The organism is Sporosarcina psychrophila, from assembly GCF_001590685.1.
Taxonomy (GTDB): Bacteria; Bacillota; Bacilli; order Bacillales_A; family Planococcaceae; genus Sporosarcina; species Sporosarcina psychrophila.
Window position 1 is genome coordinate 3,639,812 of record NZ_CP014616.1, and the last position, 18,033, is coordinate 3,657,844.

An 18,033-nucleotide genomic window follows, 5' to 3' on the forward strand; every position below is an offset into this window, starting at 1 on the left:
GCTTTCTCAAATAGACCATCTAGCGAAGGCGCGACTTCGTGGTAGCCGGAGCGATAAGACTGAAAGCGGTCTTCTTTCTGGCTTATCGCGGGAGGCGTCCACAAAGCGTCGAAGCGATATTCGTAGGAGTTCTAATTTATTCCTCATGCATCGGGACATTCGTTGATCACATTCGATCGATTTATAGCACTCCAGGTTGCAGATTTCATCCCCGATAACGAAATGCACTTTCTCAAATAGACCATCCAGCGAAGGCGCGACTTCGTGTTAGCCGAAGCGATAAGACTAAGGAGGGATGCAGTTCAATCCCTCCCAAGGGGTCTTCTTTCCGGCTTATCGCGGGAGGCATCCACAAAGCGCCGAAGCGATATTCGTAGGATTTCTATTTCATTCCAAGTATTGGGACTTTTTCAGTGGCTTCCCAAAAGCCCTTGTAAAGCGCATAAGCCGTATTCATTTGTTCAACATAATAGTAATTATTTTTCAAGTGCAAGCATTTGTCTCTAACCCTCTTGGTACAACCGCGTACTTTAAGGAGAGAGGAAGGATTGCGTGGTACTTTCTCCCAATAAGCGAAAAAGGAGGGCGGACATGTCGCTATTTTTTGATAATGAAATACAAAAAGTAAAGAAAAGAACTGATCGCTTAGGGTTAGATAACTTAATGTCTCAGGATCCTCGTGATAAACAGAACAATGCTAACAGATATAGAAACACTTCTCAAAATCAAACAATTTCTAACAAGGATCAACATGATTCCGGCAAGCGACCAAATAGAAGGAGAAATAACAAGTACTAAATATAGTGCAGGGCATGGTTCCAGTGAAACTATGAATTTTTCCACTTATCTGGTTTGACTTATGAAGCTCATCTAAGTTTAAAAGGTTTTCTTTCTTATCTTTTAAGAATTGACTCACTTCCCGCCCACTTCTAATTATTTCTCGAAGTGTGTGCGTTTGTCTCGGACACTTAGTGTACGTAAACGTACATTAAGTGGAGAGTAAGGATTTGAGGCAATCCGTAAATGGAATATGAGCAAGTCTTCATTCTTTATCTACAAAAAAAAAGGAGGTTTAACGTGTCTCAATTTTTAAGTAACGATGACATTCAAAAAGCGATTAATAAGGTGGTAAGCTTGGGGTTAGACAACTTTATGTTCCAAGAGCCGTCAAGTAACAAACATTGCACAAGCAGTAAACGTTGTTCAAGCAGCAGACATTGCACAAGCAGTAAACGCCGCACTAGCAGCAGACATTGCACAAGCAGTAAGCGCCGCACTAGCAGCAGACATTGCACAAGCAGTAAGCGCCGCACTAGCAGCAGACATTGCACAAGCAGTAAGCGCCGTTCTTGTTGGAAAAAACATAATACTTGCGACAAGAAACGTACAGTCTTTGGTCCAATACTTCCAAGCAACAAGCGACGCTCTTGCGACAAGAAACGTTCTAGCTCGAAGAAACACAATACTTGCGACAAGAAACGTACTTGCGTAAAACGACGCACTTGCTGTAAAAAACAGCAGACTTGCGAAAAACGACGCACTTGCTGTAAAAAACGGCAAACTTGCGAAAAGCAACGTCCTTGCTGCAAAAAACAGCAGACTTGCGAAAAGCGACGTCCTTGTTGTAAAAAACAGCAGACTTGCCAAAAGCGGCGTCCTTGCTGTGGCGGCTACTAATTAATCACCTTAGCACTTGCATTCATAGCAATTCTTGCAACTAAATGAAGTGTAACGAAAACCCCTTTCTATTGAGAGGGATTTTCGTTATCGTCTACATTCCAACGTTATTTATTTTTACACTATAAACGTTTGTCCCTGTCATTTGTGGGACAGCCACATAATTTAAGGTGAGGGAAAGATTAGTTACTGTATATGTGAATATCTATATAAACTGAGCGAAGTTGCCTTACAAGGGGGAGGGGGAGGGGTAGCCGTAGCGAATTCAATGTAGTTCTTTATTTTTCGTATATATAACAGTGATATGATTCTTATATAAAGAATAGTTATCCACTTTCTTTCTCTTAATAAAGATGAAAGGAGGTAAGGGTATGTCTTCTTTTCCAATGAATAATAACCAAAATGTCGGTAAACATGGTAACGATTGCAGATGTGGGTGTCGTTCGCACAAACCACAGCACAGTCATTCGCAATGCTGTTCAGAAAACAGACCGCAAAATACGTGTACAATCACATTCAGACATACCGGAGTAAGTCGTGTTTGGAGACCTGATACTGGTTGTGACCAGTGTAGGAATTCTAATCATCAACATTGCCACCGCAAGCACCGTTCTTGCGGGTGTAACTTCGGATTTTAAATGGATTATGGGCTACCCCGTAAGTCGCAATTGAGCGGCTTGCTGGGACTAGCCCTTTTTTATTTTAAACCTTACTCTCCACTAAAAGACCTCCCCGTCAACAACCCGGAGAGGTCTATCTAGTTAGATTTTCACTTGGTCTTTCAATGACCGTCTCAATATTTTACCAGTCGTGTTTTTCGGCAGTTCATCTAAAAACTCGATTTGTTTTGGTACCTTATATTTCGCCAAACGAGCCGCACAGTATGCGATCAATGCTTCTTTGTCCTCTTTGACACCCTCTTTTAAGACAACAAATGCATGGACCTCTTCACCGAAATCGGGATCAGGTAAGCCAATGACCGCCGCTTCAATGATGTCACGGTGAGCGAATAATACTTCTTCAACTTCACGTGGATAAACGTTATAGCCTCCGACGATAACAAGATCCTTTTTACGATCGACAATGTAGAAATAGCCATTTTCGTCGCGTTTCGCCATATCCCCCGTGTACAACCAGCCATTGCGGATAGCGGACTCCGTTTCTTCAGGCATTTTGTAATAGCCTTTCATGACGTTCGGTCCGCGTACGATTAATTCGCCGACTTCCCCATCTGGTACTTCATTGCCCAATTCATCAACGACTTTGTTTTCGACATTGATGATATTCGTCCCGATTGAACCTGGAATACGCTCGCGGTCAGTCGGATTAAAGCATGTAACGGGTGATGCTTCAGACAAGCCGTATCCTTCAGAAACCCTTACATTGAATTTCTCTTCGAAATTATGCAGCAATGCGACCGGTAATGATGATCCCCCAGAAATTGTAGTTCGAACAGATTTGAAATCGCTCGGATCAGCGTCTGGGAACTGGTATAAGAAATTGTACATTGTTGGCACAGCCGCGAAAATAGTCGCCTGCTGTTCTTTCACGACTTTAAATACTTCTGCTGGACTAAAGCGCGGTAGCAATAAAATCGTTGCACCTTTTACTAGTGGTGCATTGACAACGACTGTAAGCGCGAAGACATGGAATACCGGCAGCGTCGCTACAACACGGTCATCTTCCGTGAAATCCAAGTAATCCGCCACATCACGCGCGTTTGAATACAGGTTACCATGTGTCAGCATCGCGCCTTTTGGCTGTCCCGTCGTACCTGATGTATACAGAATGATAGCGGTTTCATTTTCATCAACAACAACGGGTTCCTGATTAGGTCTTCCTGTAGTAATGAGTTGTGTGAATGAACGGACTTTCGACTTCACTGCAGCCGGAAGTGCGGCGATTTTCTCTGGTGTTTCCGGAACCGTTTCGCAAATTACATAATGCTCAACAGTTGGGAATGCGCCCGCAGCCTGTTCAACAAGTGGCAGCAGAAGGTCAAGCGCGATAACTGCTTTCGCATCACTGTTATGTATGATATACGAAATTTCGTCTGGCGTGTAAATTGGATTGACCGGAATTGCTGTTGCACCAATTCGCATTGTCGCGTAAAGCGATATAAGGAAATGAGGTGTATTACCTAGCAGAAATGCGACGTGATCCCCTTTGCCAACGCCAAGGTCTTGCAGTGCAGATGCGAACATGGATACCGATTGATCGAATTCTGCATATGATGTATCTTTCCCCATAAAGTGATAAGCCGCTTTTTCAGGCTGTGTCATTGCAGTTTCGTGTACTCGCGTAACTAGATTCATAAGTTCATCCCCTTTTGATTAAATGAATGATCATTCATTCCCACTATAATCATTATATAAGAAAAGTTCTGATAAATCAAGACGAGAAAAGCGGAAGGTGCCGCTCAGATGCGACAGGCATAAGGCGGACCGGCTATGCGGCGTTTTTTGCCGAATAGCTGGGCTGACTTATGACCCGAGCATTTGGCGCCTGGAGCTAGACACGAAAAGCGCAAGTGGCCGTTTAAATGCGACAGGCACAAGACAGTTTGCGAGGAGGCGTACCTCAGCCCCTACAGCAAAATGACTTGTGACCCGAGCATCTGGCCGCTGGAGCTAGACAGTCGAAAAGCGGAAGGCGGCCGAATAAGGGAGTGCAGCCTAAGTTCGCCACTTCCTGTGGCAATAAAGAGGGATGCAGTTCAATCCCTCTCCGCTGCATGACCTGCATGATGCAGGCCCGCGACAGGCATAAGACAGTCTGCGTGGAGGCGTACCTCAGCCCCCACAGCAAAATGACTTGTGACCCGAGCATCTGGCCGCTGGAGCTAGACACGAAAAGCGGAATGCGCTGCTCAGATGCGACAGGCATAAGGCGGACCGGCTATACGGCGTTTTTTGCCGAATAGCTGGGCTGACTCTTAGGGATCGCAACCTAAGTTCGCCGCGTCCTGCGGCAATGGTTGCGTAACTCACATCCTGTGAGCCTCCGGACCCTTAGGCGCTGGAGCCAGACAATCGAAAAGCGGATACGCCAATAAAGAGGGATGTAGTTCAGCCCTCTCCGTTGTATGATTTGCATCATGCAGACTTGTCACGCCGATGCTTTAATATGCGCAAGATAGCGCCAGCGGATTAAATAGAAATAAAAGATTTGCATTAGCGTAAATCCGACAAGTACGAGAACTAGTTCTTTTACAATTGAAATTTCCGCCAGTGCATCCCAAATTACTTGTAAAGACAGAAATGCAAATGAACTATGAACAAATGCAACTCCCCATGGGAAGAAAAACTGCGGGATTAATTGCCGATTGACAATTTTCTTGAACTCGCGATCCGTGATTCCCATACGTCGTAAAACATCGAACTGTTTACGATCACTTTCGAGCGATGTATACAGTCTGAAGTAGATGAAACTTCCTGCCGCTAGGAAAAATACGGCCGCCAAAAGTAAGCCGATGAACAATAACAGTGAAAATGTCGTGCGAATGACCGAATAATTCAAGCCCGGATTTTCAAATGAATATAGTAAATCATCGGATCCCCCCGCAAGAAATGATTCCGAAACCTTGGCATCGATGGACAAGCCAATTTCCTGTGTTTTTTGCCAATCAGGAACATGGAATGCATAGTAGGAAAATGACTTATCCCCCTGTGTTAATCCCTTTTCGAGTACCAATTCATAATCCGCATCATTCAATACGATCGCATTCATTGCAATCGAGTACGAAGAAAATAAATGATAAGGATACGCCCCATCTATCTTAACGTGGACATCACTTTCTTTGAGTAGCGTTGTCACAGTTCGATCCTTCAGCTGGTCATACGATGAAGCGGAAGGAGGTAGGAAAACGGCTTCGCCTTTTTCCATGTCAATAATTTGATAACCAAACGACTGAGCAAGTATATTCACATTGGATAGCTTCAGTATCGCAACGGGGTTCTTGGTGAACGTCGAAGTCTGTTCCAACACCTGGAACCGAACAAGTGAATAATCGATCTGCTCTGCTTTCAGTTCGTCGACGAGCTGTGTAATATGCTTCCTTTCAAGTTCATTGTTAGATTCACTTTTGTAAACAAGACCTAACGGATGCATTTCATGGTACTGGGAAGCAAAAGAAGTAAGCGATGCAAGTATGCCAACTGACATGAACGCTACAGTCGATACGATTGTCACGATGAAAAACATGCGCGCATTTTCACGCAGCCGCACGACACCTTCAGATATTGACAGCAACCAAAAATGATGCCAATACAATCTTTTTCGATTGCGAAGCTTATGAAGGAGCAAAGGTAAGGAATCCGTGAAAAAGTAAAAGGTCCCTATTGTTGCAAGCGGTGGCAAGAAAAAGATCAGGCCGGTTACGACGGAATTCGTTGTCGATGCAGCCAGGATATAGGACAATGCAAGAATCAGTAATCCCAGATAGCCACGTGCTTTTGAATAGCCGTACGCCCCTCGACTTCCTGCATCTCCTTGTATGAGATCGGCCACCTCACCGGTCCGAATGAACACCGGAGCCACATACGAAATGATTATAAACAGACTCATGAAAGCACCAATTGTCAGTGCAAATGGTTCCCATGATAAATAGAGGGGCAAAGTTGGCAACAGAACGATTTCCCGTATAATCATAAAAAAGAATTTTGAAAACATAAATCCAAGAATAGTCCCTGCAACAATAGATGCCGTTCCTATAATCATTGTCTCAATGAATATAAGGCGGTTCAATTGTCGCTTCGCCATCCCTAAATGCAGCAAAATGCCGAATTCCTTCGACCTCGCCTGAAGAAATGCCCGCATCGAATAAAACAGGAAAAAAACAGTGAAAATATACAATATAATTTCTGCGATTCCCATACCCATTATGGCAATTTCTTGAACAAACCGATTTTCTATGGATGGATGAAACAACAACATGGAATAAAGGAAAAACACCATAACGGAGAAAACGCTTGCCATGAAAAATGCAGTGTAAACACGTCTATTTCGAATAACATTACGGTAAGCGAATTGACGAAAGGTCATGGACATCCCCCCCGAGAAGAGACAAGACGTTCAAAATACGTTGGAAAAATGTTTGACGTCTTTCATCTTTATAGATTTCATTGAAAAATTCGCCGTCCTTGATGAATAGCACACGGTCACAATAACTGGCGGCAATCGGATCATGCGTCACCATAACGACAGTTGTTTTTTCACTTTTATTAATATGGCTTAGCAATTCGAGCACATCTTTCGCGGACTTCGAATCGAGATTACCAGTTGGTTCATCAGCAAGAATGATTTTGGGTTTATGAATAAGTGCCCGCCCAATCGCCGTTCGTTGCGCTTGTCCCCCCGATAATTCGTCGGGCCTACGTTTTAGAATATCTATCAAATCAAGACGTGCTGCAGTTTCTGCAATACGTCTTTCCATTTCAGGAACTGATAAGCCATCAAGGGTCAGCGGTAAAACGAGATTCTCTTCTACTGTCAGCATTTGAAGCAGATTAATATCTTGAAAAACGAAGCCGAGATTGCGCCGTCTGAATAATGCTAGGTCGTTTTGTTTGAGCGCTTCTGGCTCGATTCCATTTATCATCAGGCGTCCATATGTCGGTAAAGTAATCGTCGAAATCAAGTTCAGCAAAGTTGTTTTTCCGCTTCCGGAAGGGCCCATGACCGCGACGAACTCGCCTTCCTCCACTTCAAAATCAAGACGGTTCAACGCTCGGTGCATCACTTTTCCTTCATAAATTTTCGTCACTTCCGTCAGTTCCACGATTGTGTTCCGATTCACCCGTCTCACCTGCCTCTCCATTTTCAAATAGTACTGTCACCGTTGTCCCGATTCCTTTTTCAGATTCAATTGACAGTGGATGACCTAACCGATTGCATACTTCTGATGCAATATAAAGTCCCATTCCTGTTGATTCGCCAGTTAGTCGACCATTTTCACCAGTGAAGAAAGCCTTGGTAACTCGCTTCAAATCCGAAGATGGGATACCAATCCCTTCATCTCGAATTTGCAATTTCAGTCCATTCCCTGTACAAGACGCTATTAAATGGACTTTCTTTCCCTCGTCGAACGTATATTTCACCGCATTCGTAATGAACTGCCCGATGACGATTTTCATCCACTTCACATCCGTGGCAACAACGAAGTTGTCATCGATTGAAATAACTGGGAATACGCCATTGGTGATGAACAGCCGCTTATGTTCCGTCACGATTTCTTGTACTAGTTTTTTCAAATCAATGCGCTCGATCTGCATATCTTGTTCAAACGTTTCGAGCCGTGCATTGACAAGTACCGAATCGAGCCCACGCCGTATTTTGTCAACCTCTTCAGTGATACTGTCACGGTCGAGATCATCTTTTTCCTGCAGTAAAAGTCCCATAACAGAAATCGGTGTTTTCATCTGATGGACCCACTGATTCATGAAGTGGAGTTGGCGATGTTGAGCTGCATACAAGCGTTGCACTTCGTTTTGATACAGTCGGTACAATTCACGTGTAAATTCAGTCGTTTGCCGATGCTCTGGCGCTTGTGCAAATCGGATCAGTGCATCTTCCATCTTTTCTGGCTTGCGCGTAATCGCGTCGTAAAATGAACGCCTCATAATAAACTTCCCTAATAAATAGCCGCTGGTCAACAACATACTCATACTGATTGAATAGATAGCCGTGTTGAAATTGCGGAAACCATCCAACCAATACAGCAACATAATGAACAATATAAGAATTAGTTGAAAAGCGAGGAAAGATAGATGTTCTCTTAGAAAAAGGCTTAGTTTTTTCATGATTCTTCCGGCGCTAATAAGAAGCGATATCCCGCGCCACGCACGGTTTCGATTGAAGATTTAATAGCATAATCAGCCAGTTTCTTACGTACTCTGGTCATATTAACGTTTAATGTATTTTCATCAACAAATGACTGATCATCCCAGAGTTCTTCAAGCAGTTTTTCCCGCGACACAACTTTCGGCGCTGCATCCATCAGCAACTCAAGGATGACGCATTCTTTTTTCTGAAGGGGTACACTATTTTCACGAATATGCAGTTCCATCCGTTCGATATATAAATGAAGTGCACCAATTTTCACGGTCCGTTCTGATTGGTTAGGTGCGTATTCGCCAAATGTTCTACGTAAATGGCTTCTTATCTTAGCAAGGACGATTTCATAATGGAATGGTTTCGTGATGAAATCATCTCCACCATTTTCTAGCGCAAATACTTGGTCCATGTCACCTGAACGTGCAGAAATAAATAAGATAGGACACGTCGTATGTTGACGAAGCTGACGGCACCAATAATAGCCGTCATAAGAAGGCAGATTGATATCAAGCAAAATGAGATGTGGATCAAACGCGAGGCTTTCCTTAGTAACTTGGTCAAAATCTTCGACGATTGCAACGTCGTATTGGTATTTCCGGAGCGTGTCTGCTAACAGTTGTGCGATTTTCTTATCATCTTCAACTATGAATATACGATGGTTTTCCATAGGTCAGTCCCCTTTCACACTTCCCTTTATTATAGCGTAAAAACAGGCCCGGCGGTTGGAAGGTTTTTGGGAATGTTGTTGTTTTTTGTGGGGGTTATGATTGGTTGGGTGGGTTATATGATTGGTTGGGTAGGCTTTTGATTGGTTAGACAGGCTTTTGACCGGTTGGCGGCTGATTTGATCGGTTCGACACAAGCTATATGATCGGTTGCCTGCTTATATGATTGAGCGGACAAGCTATATGATTGCTTGCCTGCTTATATGATCGGGCGGACAAGCTATATGATCGCTTGGCGGCTGATTTGATCGGGTGGACAAGCTATATGATCGCTAGGCGGCTGATTTGATCGGGTGGACAAGCTATATGATCGCTTGGCTACTTATATGATCGCTTTGCCTAGCTATATGATCAATCCTTCCACTTTGAAGACTTAATCCAAAAAGAAAAAGCCCGACATATCGTCAGGCTTCTAGTTTCATCAATAAATCAATTGAAGGAACTCTTCTTTCGTAATGCCGCCTAGATATGTCGGAATGTCAATTGGTGCGAGCGCTTCGCTAATTGCCTGTCTCTCATACTGGATACCTTTCAAGCTTTCCTCGATAACTGTCACTTCTCCGACACCGAAAAAGTCGCCGAAAATGTTGACGTCTTCCATGATTCCTTTTTTCACTTGGATACGGACGTCGATGCCGCCTACTGGGAATCTGTGTGAATGCTGCATATTGAACTTCGGTGATTTGCCGTAATTCCAATCCCAGTTTGCATAACGCTCCGCAGAAAGTTTATGGATATTCGTCCAATCTTCATCCGTCAACTCTAGATACTGAATTTTTTCTTCTCCACCAAAAATCGATTTCAGTATTTCCATACGGAACTGTTCAATTGTCATTGAGTCATTCAGGAATTCGGAAATATTCGCGACACGACTACGGATTGATTTAATCCCTTTTGATTCAATTTTATCTTTACGTACTTTTAATGCTGAAACAACACGTTCTATTTCGGTATCGAACATCAGTGTTCCGTGGCTAAACATACGACCATTCGTTGAAAACTGTGCGTTCCCTGAAACTTTACGACCCTCAACAAGAATGTCATTGCGGCCGAGTAACTCTGCTTTGACACCCATTTCTGCCAACGCCTGAACGACAGGCTCTGTCACCTTTTTGAAGTTGCGGAACGATTCGCCATCGTCTTTTGTTAGGAAACTGTAATTCAAGTTGCCTAAATCGTGGTAGACTGCTCCCCCGCCGGACAATCGTCTAACAACATGAATACCATTTGCTTCCACATATTCTGTATCAATCTCTTCAATCGTGTTCTGATTTTTACCGATGATGATAGAAGGTTCGTTAATATAGAACAGCAAAAACGAATCTTTGTCGATATCCATATTCTTGAGGACGTATTCCTCTATCGCCAAGTTGATATGCGGATCTGTAATTCCTTTATTATCAATGAAATACATAGTTTATCGCTCCTCATTAATAGCTTCTCACCCATTTTATCATCTTTAAGAAGAGAAGACCCCCTTCTACAATTTTCAGAATAAATCGTGAAATGTGTTGACATCTAGTACACTGTTATAATACACTACTAATAACAGATTTAGTTGTAGTACAAATTAGGAAAGGGAGAATGAAAATATGATTGAGAATGTCATCGAGTTTTTCAAAAAACTACCTGCTAAAACTTGTACATCATGCGGGAGTGAAATCGACGAGCAACATGAATGCTACAGTAACAAATGTGATAACTGCAACATCTTGTAATTTTTTTGCAGAGTCTGTACTATTACACATTAAAAAATAAACCAAACACTAATACAGTAAAAAGGGGATGTTAGCGATGATTGAAAACGTACTTGAGTTTTTTAAAAACCTACCTGCTAAAGTTTGTACGTCATGCGGCAATGAAATCGAAGAACAACATGAGTGTTACGGCAATAAATGCGATGCCTGCAATACAGTATAACCTTTTGCATATACTGTACTATCACAACGTTAATATTAAGCCTAGTACTAATACAAATAAGGAAGGGGAGAATAAAATATGCTTGAAAATGTAATTGAGTTTTTCAAAAACCTACCCGCTAAAGTTTGCACGGTTTGCGGAAAAGAAATCGAAGAGCAGCATGAATGCTACGGCAACAAATGTGACGACTGCAATATCCTGTGAATTAGAAAAGCGCTGCTCCAGGTGAATAACGTTTACTTATCTTTTTTAAACAGCCGTAGAGACTCCTTCGGCTGTTTTTGGTTGTAGAAAGACATACCTTTTTATTTGTCTAGTATGTCGGGACGATCTGTGTGTATGCCATTTGCACCGATGGCCATCATTTTTAATGCAGTTTCAGCATCAATAATAGTATACGCATAAACGGATAGTCCTTTTTCATGCATTTTCTTTATAAATGGGACCGTTAGTGCTTCATAACTAACTCCCAGTCCAGATGCATATGTCAAAAGCTCATCTAATTCTTTTTTCGACAGTTTCGCCTCTTCATCATCATCAAATGAAATGAGTTTTAGAAGCGGGATATCTTGATTTAATTCGTAAACGCGTTTTAATCCTTTTTTACTGAATGATTGGATTGCTACTTTAGGATGTCTATCTTTATCAAACCCAATCATGTCGTATTGCTTCAATGTATCAACCAGTTTTTCTTCGATCCCAGGATAGTCTTCTGGATCTTTCAACTCAATGATGAAATTCATATTGTCCCCAAATTGACCGAATACTTCACCCAGTGTAGGAACTGCATATTCTTCTGATGGGCCATTTACAGCTTTCTTGTCTTCATCCTTGTGCCGAAAGTTAACGGATAACTCCTTCAGCTCACTAAGTGTCAATCCACTGATTTTGCCATTAGCTTCGGTTGTACCAGATACATCCGCGTCATGCATAACCGCAAGTTGGCCGTCTTTGGTCAGATGAATATCAAGTTCAATATAGTCGGCAGCAAGTTCTTCTGCCAAATCAAAAGAAGCAAGTGTGTTTTCCGGCACGTAAGCTGACGCGCCGCGATGTGCGATAATGAGGAAATCTTCGCTTGGCATTGGTCCGTTTTCCGCCTCGCCTTTGCTACAGCCCGTCAATAACAGCACCGCACACAATATTCCCCATGTATACTTTTTCATTTTGCTTCCTCTTTTCGTTAACTTTCTATGTTTCTTCTATACCCTTTTTCCAACAAAAAAAATCCACCCGAGGGCGAATCTTTTCAGTCAAATAAATCTTCCAATACTTCTTTCACTGCCGCTCTTCCCTGATCAATACAATCGGGTAATCCGACTCCATTATAAGAGGCACCGGCGAGTTTTACTTGTGGGAACTTCGATTCCAGTTCTGCGCGGGCTGCTGCAATCCGCTGTTTGTGACCAACCCGGTATTGCGGGCGGTCTTTTTTCCAACGGGTAATAACCGTGAAATCCGGTTTTCCTGTTATATTCATAACCCTGCCAAGATCAGCAAGAACGATTTTCTCAATTTCAGCATCTGGTAAATCAACAATCGCTTCATCACCTACGCGACCTACGAAGGCACGGATAAGTACTTTTCCAGCAGGTGTTGTCGTCGGCCATTTCCGGTGTGTCCACGTGCACGCCGTGATTGAATAATCGCTGCTTCTTGAGACAAGAAAACCGGTTCCTTCTTTGTCCTGTACGACATGTTCCTCCGGAAAAGCAAGTGCCACTGTCGCAACAGACGTTGTTGGTATTTCTCTTAAATCTTGCAATAATCCGTGCGGAGCAAATAAGCGACCCGCCATCTCATGCCCAGTTGTAAGTATAACTGCATCTGCTTCTATTTTACGGCCGTCATTCATTTCAAGTATAGTCTTTTCTCCGACCATTCCTGGCGCCTCAATTGCATCGATCCGAACACCTTTCATGACGGAACCTGGTTCAAGTTGTTGTTCAATTGCTTCAACAATTGTTTCAAGTCCGTTACGGAACGTGTGGAAAACGCCTTCTTTCTTAGCGCCATGTCCGTCTTTCTGCGGTAGTTGTTTCGGTGTCGTTTTTTTCATCCCGAGAATCAGACTTCGATGTTTCTTTTCCACTGCGTAGAACTGTGGGAATGTAGATTCCAAACTCATGTGGTCAATATCGCCTGCGTATACGCCAGATAACAACGGTTCAATCAAGTTCTCAACAATTTCTCCGCCAAAACGTCTGCGGAAAAATCCACCGAGTGACTGATCCCCTTTGATGTTTGAGCGTGGGAGGACGAAATCGCCCGCTGCACGCAATTTGCCTGACAACGAAAACAGTCCCGTTTTCAAGAATGGACCAATTTCTGTCGGGATACCCATAACAGAACCGCCTGGAATTGGATGCAACTCGCCACCGACAAGCACGTATGCTTGCCCTGTCGCGTTTTTCACAAGCTCCCCTTCGATTCCAAGGTCTTGTGCAAGGACTCCCATGCTTTTTTTCCGTATAAGAAATGAATCCGGACCACGCTCGATGATAAAACCGTTACGCCGGACTGTCTGGATTTTGCCACCAAGTCGATTTGACGCCTCGACAAGTATGACATCTAGAGGTAAGCCTTTTTCACGCGCTTCTTTCTGCATATAAAATGCCGCGGAGAGGCCCGTAATCCCTCCGCCGACAATAACGACTTTCTTGTTTTGTCCGCTCATGTCCATCATCACTTTCTTTCAACCATATTAAGCTTCTTTCATCTTTTCAAATACTGCATCCACCATCGCATCGATGAAGAGTGGGTCGATGTTCGGCATTGCCGGACGGTAGTAGGATGCACCGATTTCATCACACACAACTTTACACTCATAATCATTGTCAAATAGTACTTCGAGATGGTCGGAAACAAATCCAACTGGCGTATAAACAAATGTTGTATATCCTTTTTCATTATGCAAATCGCGTGTTAAATCTTGAACGTCGGGACCAAGCCATGGTTCAGGCGTTTGCCCTGCACTTTGCCAACCTAGTTCATAGTTTTTCACACCAGCAGCTTTTGCAATCAATTCAGCTGTTTCTTTCAACTGATCTGGATATGGATCACCATTCGCGATTATTTTTTCCGGCAACGAATGCGCTGAAACAATCAGACATGCTTTCGCTCTCTCTTCTTCGCTCATGCTGTCGAATGTACCGCGCACTTGATCAGTCCAGAATTCAATAAACTTCGGCTGTTTGTACCAACTTTCGACAGAAGTAATTGTGATACCATGCTTGTCAGCCTCTTCTTTCGTGCGGCCATTGTATGACTTGACAGAAAACGTCGAGAAATGCGGCGCCAGTACGATTGAGACCGCTTCTGTAATCCCGTCTTCATGCATTTTTTCTACCGCATCCTCAATAAATGGTGCAATATGTTTCAATCCAATATAGACCTTGAATTCAATGTTATCCTGCACTTCATTCAGACGGTTGCAAAGCGCGTTTGCTTGGTCTTCAGTAATTCGCGCAAGCGGAGAAATCCCGCCAATTGCCTCATAGCGATTGCGAAGGTCCTCCAATTGTTCGGGTGCAGGCGGGCGACCGTGGCGGATATGCGTATAATACGATTCAATATCCTCTTCCTTATTCGGAGTCCCATAAGCCATCACTAAAAGTCCCATTTGTTTCTTTGTCATAACATTCACCTCTTCGTTTGGATCAGCACGTTATTTACGCAGCTGTGCACTATATTCATGAACAAATTCAGTTAATCGTTTCAATGTTGCTGGTTTCACATCAGGGAACACGCCATGACCAAGGTTGAAAATGTGGTTACCATGCTCTACGCCTTGTTCGATGATTACTTTCGCACGTTCTTCGATAATGCTCCAATCTGCAAGTAGCAGTGATGGGTCAAGATTCCCTTGCAGCGGCTTCGTTAGACCGCGCTCTCCTGCTTCTTTTACAGATAAGCGCCAGTCGAGACCAACAACGTCTACAGGCAAGTCATGCCATTCGTTTGCCAAGTGGCTTGCGCCGACACCGAATGTGATTAGTGGAACGTTCAATTTACGCAGCTCTGTGAAAATACGCGTCATAACTGGTTTGATGAAGATTCGGTAATCAGATACATTTAATGCCCCTACCCACGAATCAAAGATTTGAATTGCTTTTGCACCCGCATTAACTTGTGCAGTAATATACGTAATCGTCATATCTGCTAGTTTGTCCATCAATGCGAACCATGCTTCCGGCTCAGATACCATGAATGATTTCGTCAAGTTGTAGCTTTTCGATGGACCGCCTTCAATCATATAACTCGCAAGCGTAAATGGTGCCCCCGCAAAGCCGATAAGCGGAACATTCAATTGTTCCTTCGTCAATATTTTAATCGTTTCAAGAACGAAAGGAATATCATCTTGTGGTGATAGATCGCCAAGATTATGGACATCTTGAACTGTACGGATTGGATTTGAGATAACTGGACCAATGCCCGCTTTTATTTTCACATCAATACCAATTCCCGGAAGTGGTGTAACGATGTCTTTGTAAAGAATTGCCGCGTCGACATTATACTGATCAACTGGAAGCTTTGTTACATATGCGCAAAGTTCAGGTTGGTGCGTAATCTCTTCAAGAGAATATTTCTCCTTGATTTTTAGGTATTCCGGTTGTGAACGCCCTGCCTGCCTCATGTACCAAGCCGGTGTATGATCAATTTTCTCGCCTCTTGCAGCGCGTAAAAGTGTATCATTGAATTTTGTCATTTGGTTTATTCCCACTTTCTTAATTAACTATTTCCGTGTTACATATCCGTACTCAATATAGACGTTTCCCTTTGCAAAGTATAGCTTTTAGCCCCGTTATTCATACAATTGTGCTAACTTCTTACTTTTTTCGCCATCATTTTGTCAAAGTTTGTTTTAAGTTCTCAAATAGGGGAAAATAGATAAATAAGAACTACAAGGAGGTTTTTTTGAAAATGAATATTTATATGACATCGGGTACACCTGAATTTATGGAAAGTTTAAAAGAAAAATATGCGGCAGAAAGCTTGATTGCCATGCATGGTCATGGTAATTCTCTTTTACTGCATGAAACGGTAGGTAAAACTGTGTTCCAAACACCACGCCGTTACGAAGTCATTAGCTCCTCGGGAACACTGCAAGATAACGGTTATTTCGTTTTCAACAATATTCCCGTCACGGATGAAGGACGTCCAGTTTTTGAGCATCGCTTTACAGAACTTACGGGTGCTATTGAATCTGAACTCGGATTCATCGCATTTCGTTTGCTCCGCCCACTCGATTCAGACACGTATATCGTTCTGACAGAATGGTCTGATAGCACCCATTATACAAGATGGGAAAACTCATCTGCTTTCGACAAGGCTCACTCCTCAAATCATGCAGAAGCAGGCGTCGATACTTCGCTTCATATTTTCTCGAGCGCTCCTTATGTAACAACTTATACCACGAAAGATAAGATATAAAACGCGCGACCCGAACTACGGGTTGCGTTTTAGTGTTCCCTCTCAAATGTTTGCTATAATAGAAGTAGCAACATTCAAATTAGATAATTTTTAGGGGGAACAGTCCATTGAAAGAACAATTGTATGAAAAGCTCGATAGCGCTTATGAGGATATGGTCGTTATTCGCCGCCACCTTCACATGAATCCTGAATTATCTTTTAAGGAAGAAAAAACTGCGCAGTACATACATGATTTTTACGCTGACCTTGGTATTGAAGTACGTAAGGGGGTTGGCGGCAATGGTGTCGTTGCAAGGGTTTCGGGTGGTAGACCTGGTAAGACGGTTGCACTACGTGCAGATTTCGACGCGCTACCCATTCAAGATGAAAAGGATGTAGCGTATAAATCAACTGTTCCAGGCGTCATGCATGCTTGTGGTCACGATGGGCACACTGCTACACTCCTACAGCTTGCAAAAGCCATTCATGAACTGCATGAAGACCTTGCTGGCGACTATGTTTTCATCCACCAACACGCAGAAGAATTTGCTCCAGGCGGTGCAATTTCCATGATTGAAGACGGTTGCCTTGATGGGGTTGATGTCATTTTTGGAACGCATCTATGGTCTTTGACACCTTTAGGTACAATCGAATATTTGACCGGTCCTGTAATGGCAGCGGCTGACCGTTTCGACATTAAAATCCAAGGCGCAGGCGGTCACGGTGCGGCTCCGCATCAAACGAAAGACGCTATCGTTATTGGCGCACAGCTAGTGATGAATTTACAGCAACTTGTTTCCCGTCGCGTCGATCCAATCGACTCGGCAGTGTTATCTATCGGTTCATTCGTTGCACAAAACGCATTTAATGTCATAGCCGATTCAGCAAAACTAGGCGGTACGGTACGGACATTCAACCCTGACATTCGCCATTTGATGGAACGCGAAATGAAACGCGTTGTTGACGGGACTGCGCTTGCAAATGACTGTACAATCGATTTCGAATATGTCCGTGGCTATCCAGCCGTTGTCAATCACAAAGCCGAAACAGAATTTTTGAAGACTGTCGCGGAAGGTATTCTTGGCGTGGAATCAGTCGTGGAATCGACACCACAAATGGGCGGCGAAGATTTTGCATACTATTTGGAAAAAGTACCTGGCACATTCTTCTTCACTGGCGCAAAACCTGACAACCCATATCCACATCATCACCCCAAATTCGACATCGATGAAAATGCGATGCTTCTCGCAGCGAAAACACTCGGCGCTGCAGCTATCGATTTCCAAAATTTATAAAACCAAGGTCTTCCCTCTTAAATTTAGGAGTAGAAGGCCTTTTTTTTACATGAAATACTGGTGACTAGAGCTTGGAAAAATCCACTTTCACTGGACCATTTCCTTTTGCTTTCGACGAACTAATCACGACAGATTTATCGTGAGGCATATGTGGCTAGTTGCCTGTTGCG

General features: G+C 43.2%; 17 protein-coding genes and 1 pseudogene. 7 read left to right on the top strand and 11 right to left on the bottom strand.

Going from position 1 to position 18,033, the window contains the following annotated elements:
- Positions 1-591: 591 nt before the first annotated feature.
- Complete coding sequence (locus AZE41_RS17360) at positions 592-798, top strand: hypothetical protein (protein ID WP_067212067.1); 207 nt, start codon at positions 592-594, stop codon at positions 796-798.
- Between the two features lie 225 nt (positions 799-1,023).
- Positions 1,024-1,158: pseudogene (locus AZE41_RS23730) on the top strand (hypothetical protein); the annotation flags it as partial.
- 45 nt (positions 1,159-1,203) lie between these two features.
- Here AZE41_RS23730 and AZE41_RS17365 read toward each other — a convergent pair.
- From AZE41_RS17365 to AZE41_RS17395, 7 genes are all read right to left on the bottom strand, one after another.
- A complete protein-coding gene (locus AZE41_RS17365) occupies positions 1,204-1,647 on the bottom strand; it encodes a hypothetical protein (RefSeq protein ID WP_067212070.1) in 444 nt (147 codons plus the stop codon).
- 791 nt (positions 1,648-2,438) lie between these two features.
- Entirely contained in the window at positions 2,439-3,992 is a 1,554-nt protein-coding gene (locus AZE41_RS17370) for a fatty acid--CoA ligase family protein (RefSeq protein ID WP_067212073.1), read from the bottom strand.
- A gap of 793 nt (positions 3,993-4,785) precedes the next feature.
- Complete coding sequence (locus AZE41_RS17375; protein WP_067212078.1) at positions 4,786-6,720, bottom strand: FtsX-like permease family protein; 1,935 nt, start codon at positions 6,718-6,720, stop codon at positions 4,786-4,788.
- The gene (locus AZE41_RS17380; protein WP_231885847.1) at positions 6,692-7,414 is read right to left on the bottom strand and encodes an ABC transporter ATP-binding protein; all 723 of its coding nucleotides are present in this window, start codon (positions 7,412-7,414) and stop codon (positions 6,692-6,694) included. Before AZE41_RS17380 ends, AZE41_RS17375 begins: the two co-directional genes overlap by 29 nt.
- A 10-nt stretch (positions 7,415-7,424) precedes the next feature.
- On the bottom strand, positions 7,425-8,477 hold the full coding sequence (locus tag AZE41_RS17385; protein WP_067212083.1) for a sensor histidine kinase: 1,053 nt from the start codon (positions 8,475-8,477) through the stop codon (positions 7,425-7,427).
- The gene (locus AZE41_RS17390) at positions 8,474-9,178 is read right to left on the bottom strand and encodes a response regulator transcription factor (RefSeq protein WP_067212085.1); all 705 of its coding nucleotides are present in this window, start codon (positions 9,176-9,178) and stop codon (positions 8,474-8,476) included. Before AZE41_RS17390 ends, AZE41_RS17385 begins: the two co-directional genes overlap by 4 nt.
- Before the next feature lie 479 nt (positions 9,179-9,657).
- On the bottom strand, positions 9,658-10,650 hold the full coding sequence (locus tag AZE41_RS17395; protein ID WP_067212088.1) for a lipoate--protein ligase: 993 nt from the start codon (positions 10,648-10,650) through the stop codon (positions 9,658-9,660).
- A 178-nt stretch (positions 10,651-10,828) separates the two neighbouring features.
- Between AZE41_RS17395 and yhfH (AZE41_RS22330) the strand changes: the two genes are divergently transcribed.
- The 3 genes from yhfH (AZE41_RS22330) to yhfH (AZE41_RS22340) all read left to right on the top strand — a co-directional run bounded on the left by yhfH (AZE41_RS22330) (position 10,829) and on the right by yhfH (AZE41_RS22340) (position 11,360).
- Complete coding sequence (gene yhfH / locus AZE41_RS22330; RefSeq protein ID WP_082786674.1) at positions 10,829-10,954, top strand: protein YhfH; 126 nt, start codon at positions 10,829-10,831, stop codon at positions 10,952-10,954.
- A gap of 76 nt (positions 10,955-11,030) precedes the next feature.
- Positions 11,031-11,156, top strand: coding sequence for a protein YhfH (yhfH, locus tag AZE41_RS22335; RefSeq protein WP_082786676.1), 126 nt, complete (start codon positions 11,031-11,033; stop codon positions 11,154-11,156).
- 78 nt (positions 11,157-11,234) lie between these two features.
- Positions 11,235-11,360: a protein YhfH gene (yhfH, locus tag AZE41_RS22340; RefSeq protein WP_082786678.1), complete on the top strand. Its 126-nt coding sequence runs from the start codon at positions 11,235-11,237 to the stop codon at positions 11,358-11,360.
- Between the two features lie 101 nt (positions 11,361-11,461).
- On the opposite strand, the gene AZE41_RS17400 is transcribed toward yhfH (AZE41_RS22340), so the two are convergent.
- The 4 genes from AZE41_RS17400 to hemE all read right to left on the bottom strand — a co-directional run bounded on the left by AZE41_RS17400 (position 11,462) and on the right by hemE (position 15,864).
- The gene (locus AZE41_RS17400) at positions 11,462-12,322 is read right to left on the bottom strand and encodes a glycerophosphodiester phosphodiesterase family protein (protein WP_067212089.1); all 861 of its coding nucleotides are present in this window, start codon (positions 12,320-12,322) and stop codon (positions 11,462-11,464) included.
- Between the two features lie 83 nt (positions 12,323-12,405).
- On the bottom strand, positions 12,406-13,833 hold the full coding sequence (hemY, locus tag AZE41_RS17405) for a protoporphyrinogen oxidase (RefSeq protein WP_067212092.1): 1,428 nt from the start codon (positions 13,831-13,833) through the stop codon (positions 12,406-12,408).
- Between the two features lie 27 nt (positions 13,834-13,860).
- Positions 13,861-14,793 carry a ferrochelatase gene (gene hemH, locus AZE41_RS17410; RefSeq protein WP_067212099.1) on the bottom strand — a complete coding sequence of 311 codons (933 nt, stop codon included), beginning with the start codon at positions 14,791-14,793 and terminating at the stop codon, positions 13,861-13,863.
- Positions 14,794-14,823: 30 nt separating this feature from the next.
- A complete protein-coding gene (hemE, locus tag AZE41_RS17415; RefSeq protein ID WP_067212102.1) occupies positions 14,824-15,864 on the bottom strand; it encodes a uroporphyrinogen decarboxylase in 1,041 nt (346 codons plus the stop codon).
- A gap of 215 nt (positions 15,865-16,079) precedes the next feature.
- Here hemE and AZE41_RS17420 point away from each other — a divergent pair, with 215 nt between their 5' ends.
- Both AZE41_RS17420 and AZE41_RS17425 read left to right on the top strand, forming a co-directional pair.
- Positions 16,080-16,589, top strand: a complete 510-nt coding sequence (locus tag AZE41_RS17420) for an antibiotic biosynthesis monooxygenase family protein (protein ID WP_067212104.1) — start codon at positions 16,080-16,082, stop codon at positions 16,587-16,589.
- A 107-nt stretch (positions 16,590-16,696) separates the two neighbouring features.
- Positions 16,697-17,863 (top strand): M20 metallopeptidase family protein, encoded by a 1,167-nt coding sequence (locus AZE41_RS17425; protein ID WP_067212106.1) that lies wholly within the window; start codon positions 16,697-16,699, stop codon positions 17,861-17,863.
- Positions 17,864-18,033 lie beyond the last annotated feature (170 nt).

Bases quoted from the DNA above. Each gene is read 5' to 3' on its own strand.
- yhfH (WP_082786676.1), top strand. From the start codon at position 11,031: ATGATTGAAAACGTACTTGAGTTTTTTAAAAACCTACCTGCTAAAGTT.
- yhfH (WP_082786678.1), top strand. From the start codon at position 11,235: ATGCTTGAAAATGTAATTGAGTTTTTCAAAAACCTACCCGCTAAAGTT.
- AZE41_RS17420 (WP_067212104.1), top strand. From the start codon at position 16,080: ATGAATATTTATATGACATCGGGTACACCTGAATTTATGGAAAGTTTA.
- yhfH (WP_082786674.1), top strand. From the start codon at position 10,829: ATGATTGAGAATGTCATCGAGTTTTTCAAAAAACTACCTGCTAAAACT.
- hemE (WP_067212102.1), bottom strand. From the start codon at position 15,864: ATGACAAAATTCAATGATACACTTTTACGCGCTGCAAGAGGCGAGAAA.
- hemH (WP_067212099.1), bottom strand. From the start codon at position 14,793: ATGACAAAGAAACAAATGGGACTTTTAGTGATGGCTTATGGGACTCCG.
- AZE41_RS17380 (WP_231885847.1), bottom strand. From the start codon at position 7,414: ATGCACCGAGCGTTGAACCGTCTTGATTTTGAAGTGGAGGAAGGCGAG.
- hemY (WP_067212092.1), bottom strand. From the start codon at position 13,833: ATGAGCGGACAAAACAAGAAAGTCGTTATTGTCGGCGGAGGGATTACG.
- AZE41_RS17395 (WP_067212088.1), bottom strand. From the start codon at position 10,650: ATGTATTTCATTGATAATAAAGGAATTACAGATCCGCATATCAACTTG.
- AZE41_RS17375 (WP_067212078.1), bottom strand. From the start codon at position 6,720: ATGACCTTTCGTCAATTCGCTTACCGTAATGTTATTCGAAATAGACGT.
- AZE41_RS17360 (WP_067212067.1), top strand. From the start codon at position 592: ATGTCGCTATTTTTTGATAATGAAATACAAAAAGTAAAGAAAAGAACT.
- AZE41_RS17370 (WP_067212073.1), bottom strand. From the start codon at position 3,992: ATGAATCTAGTTACGCGAGTACACGAAACTGCAATGACACAGCCTGAA.
- AZE41_RS17385 (WP_067212083.1), bottom strand. From the start codon at position 8,477: ATGAAAAAACTAAGCCTTTTTCTAAGAGAACATCTATCTTTCCTCGCT.
- AZE41_RS17400 (WP_067212089.1), bottom strand. From the start codon at position 12,322: ATGAAAAAGTATACATGGGGAATATTGTGTGCGGTGCTGTTATTGACG.
- AZE41_RS17390 (WP_067212085.1), bottom strand. From the start codon at position 9,178: ATGGAAAACCATCGTATATTCATAGTTGAAGATGATAAGAAAATCGCA.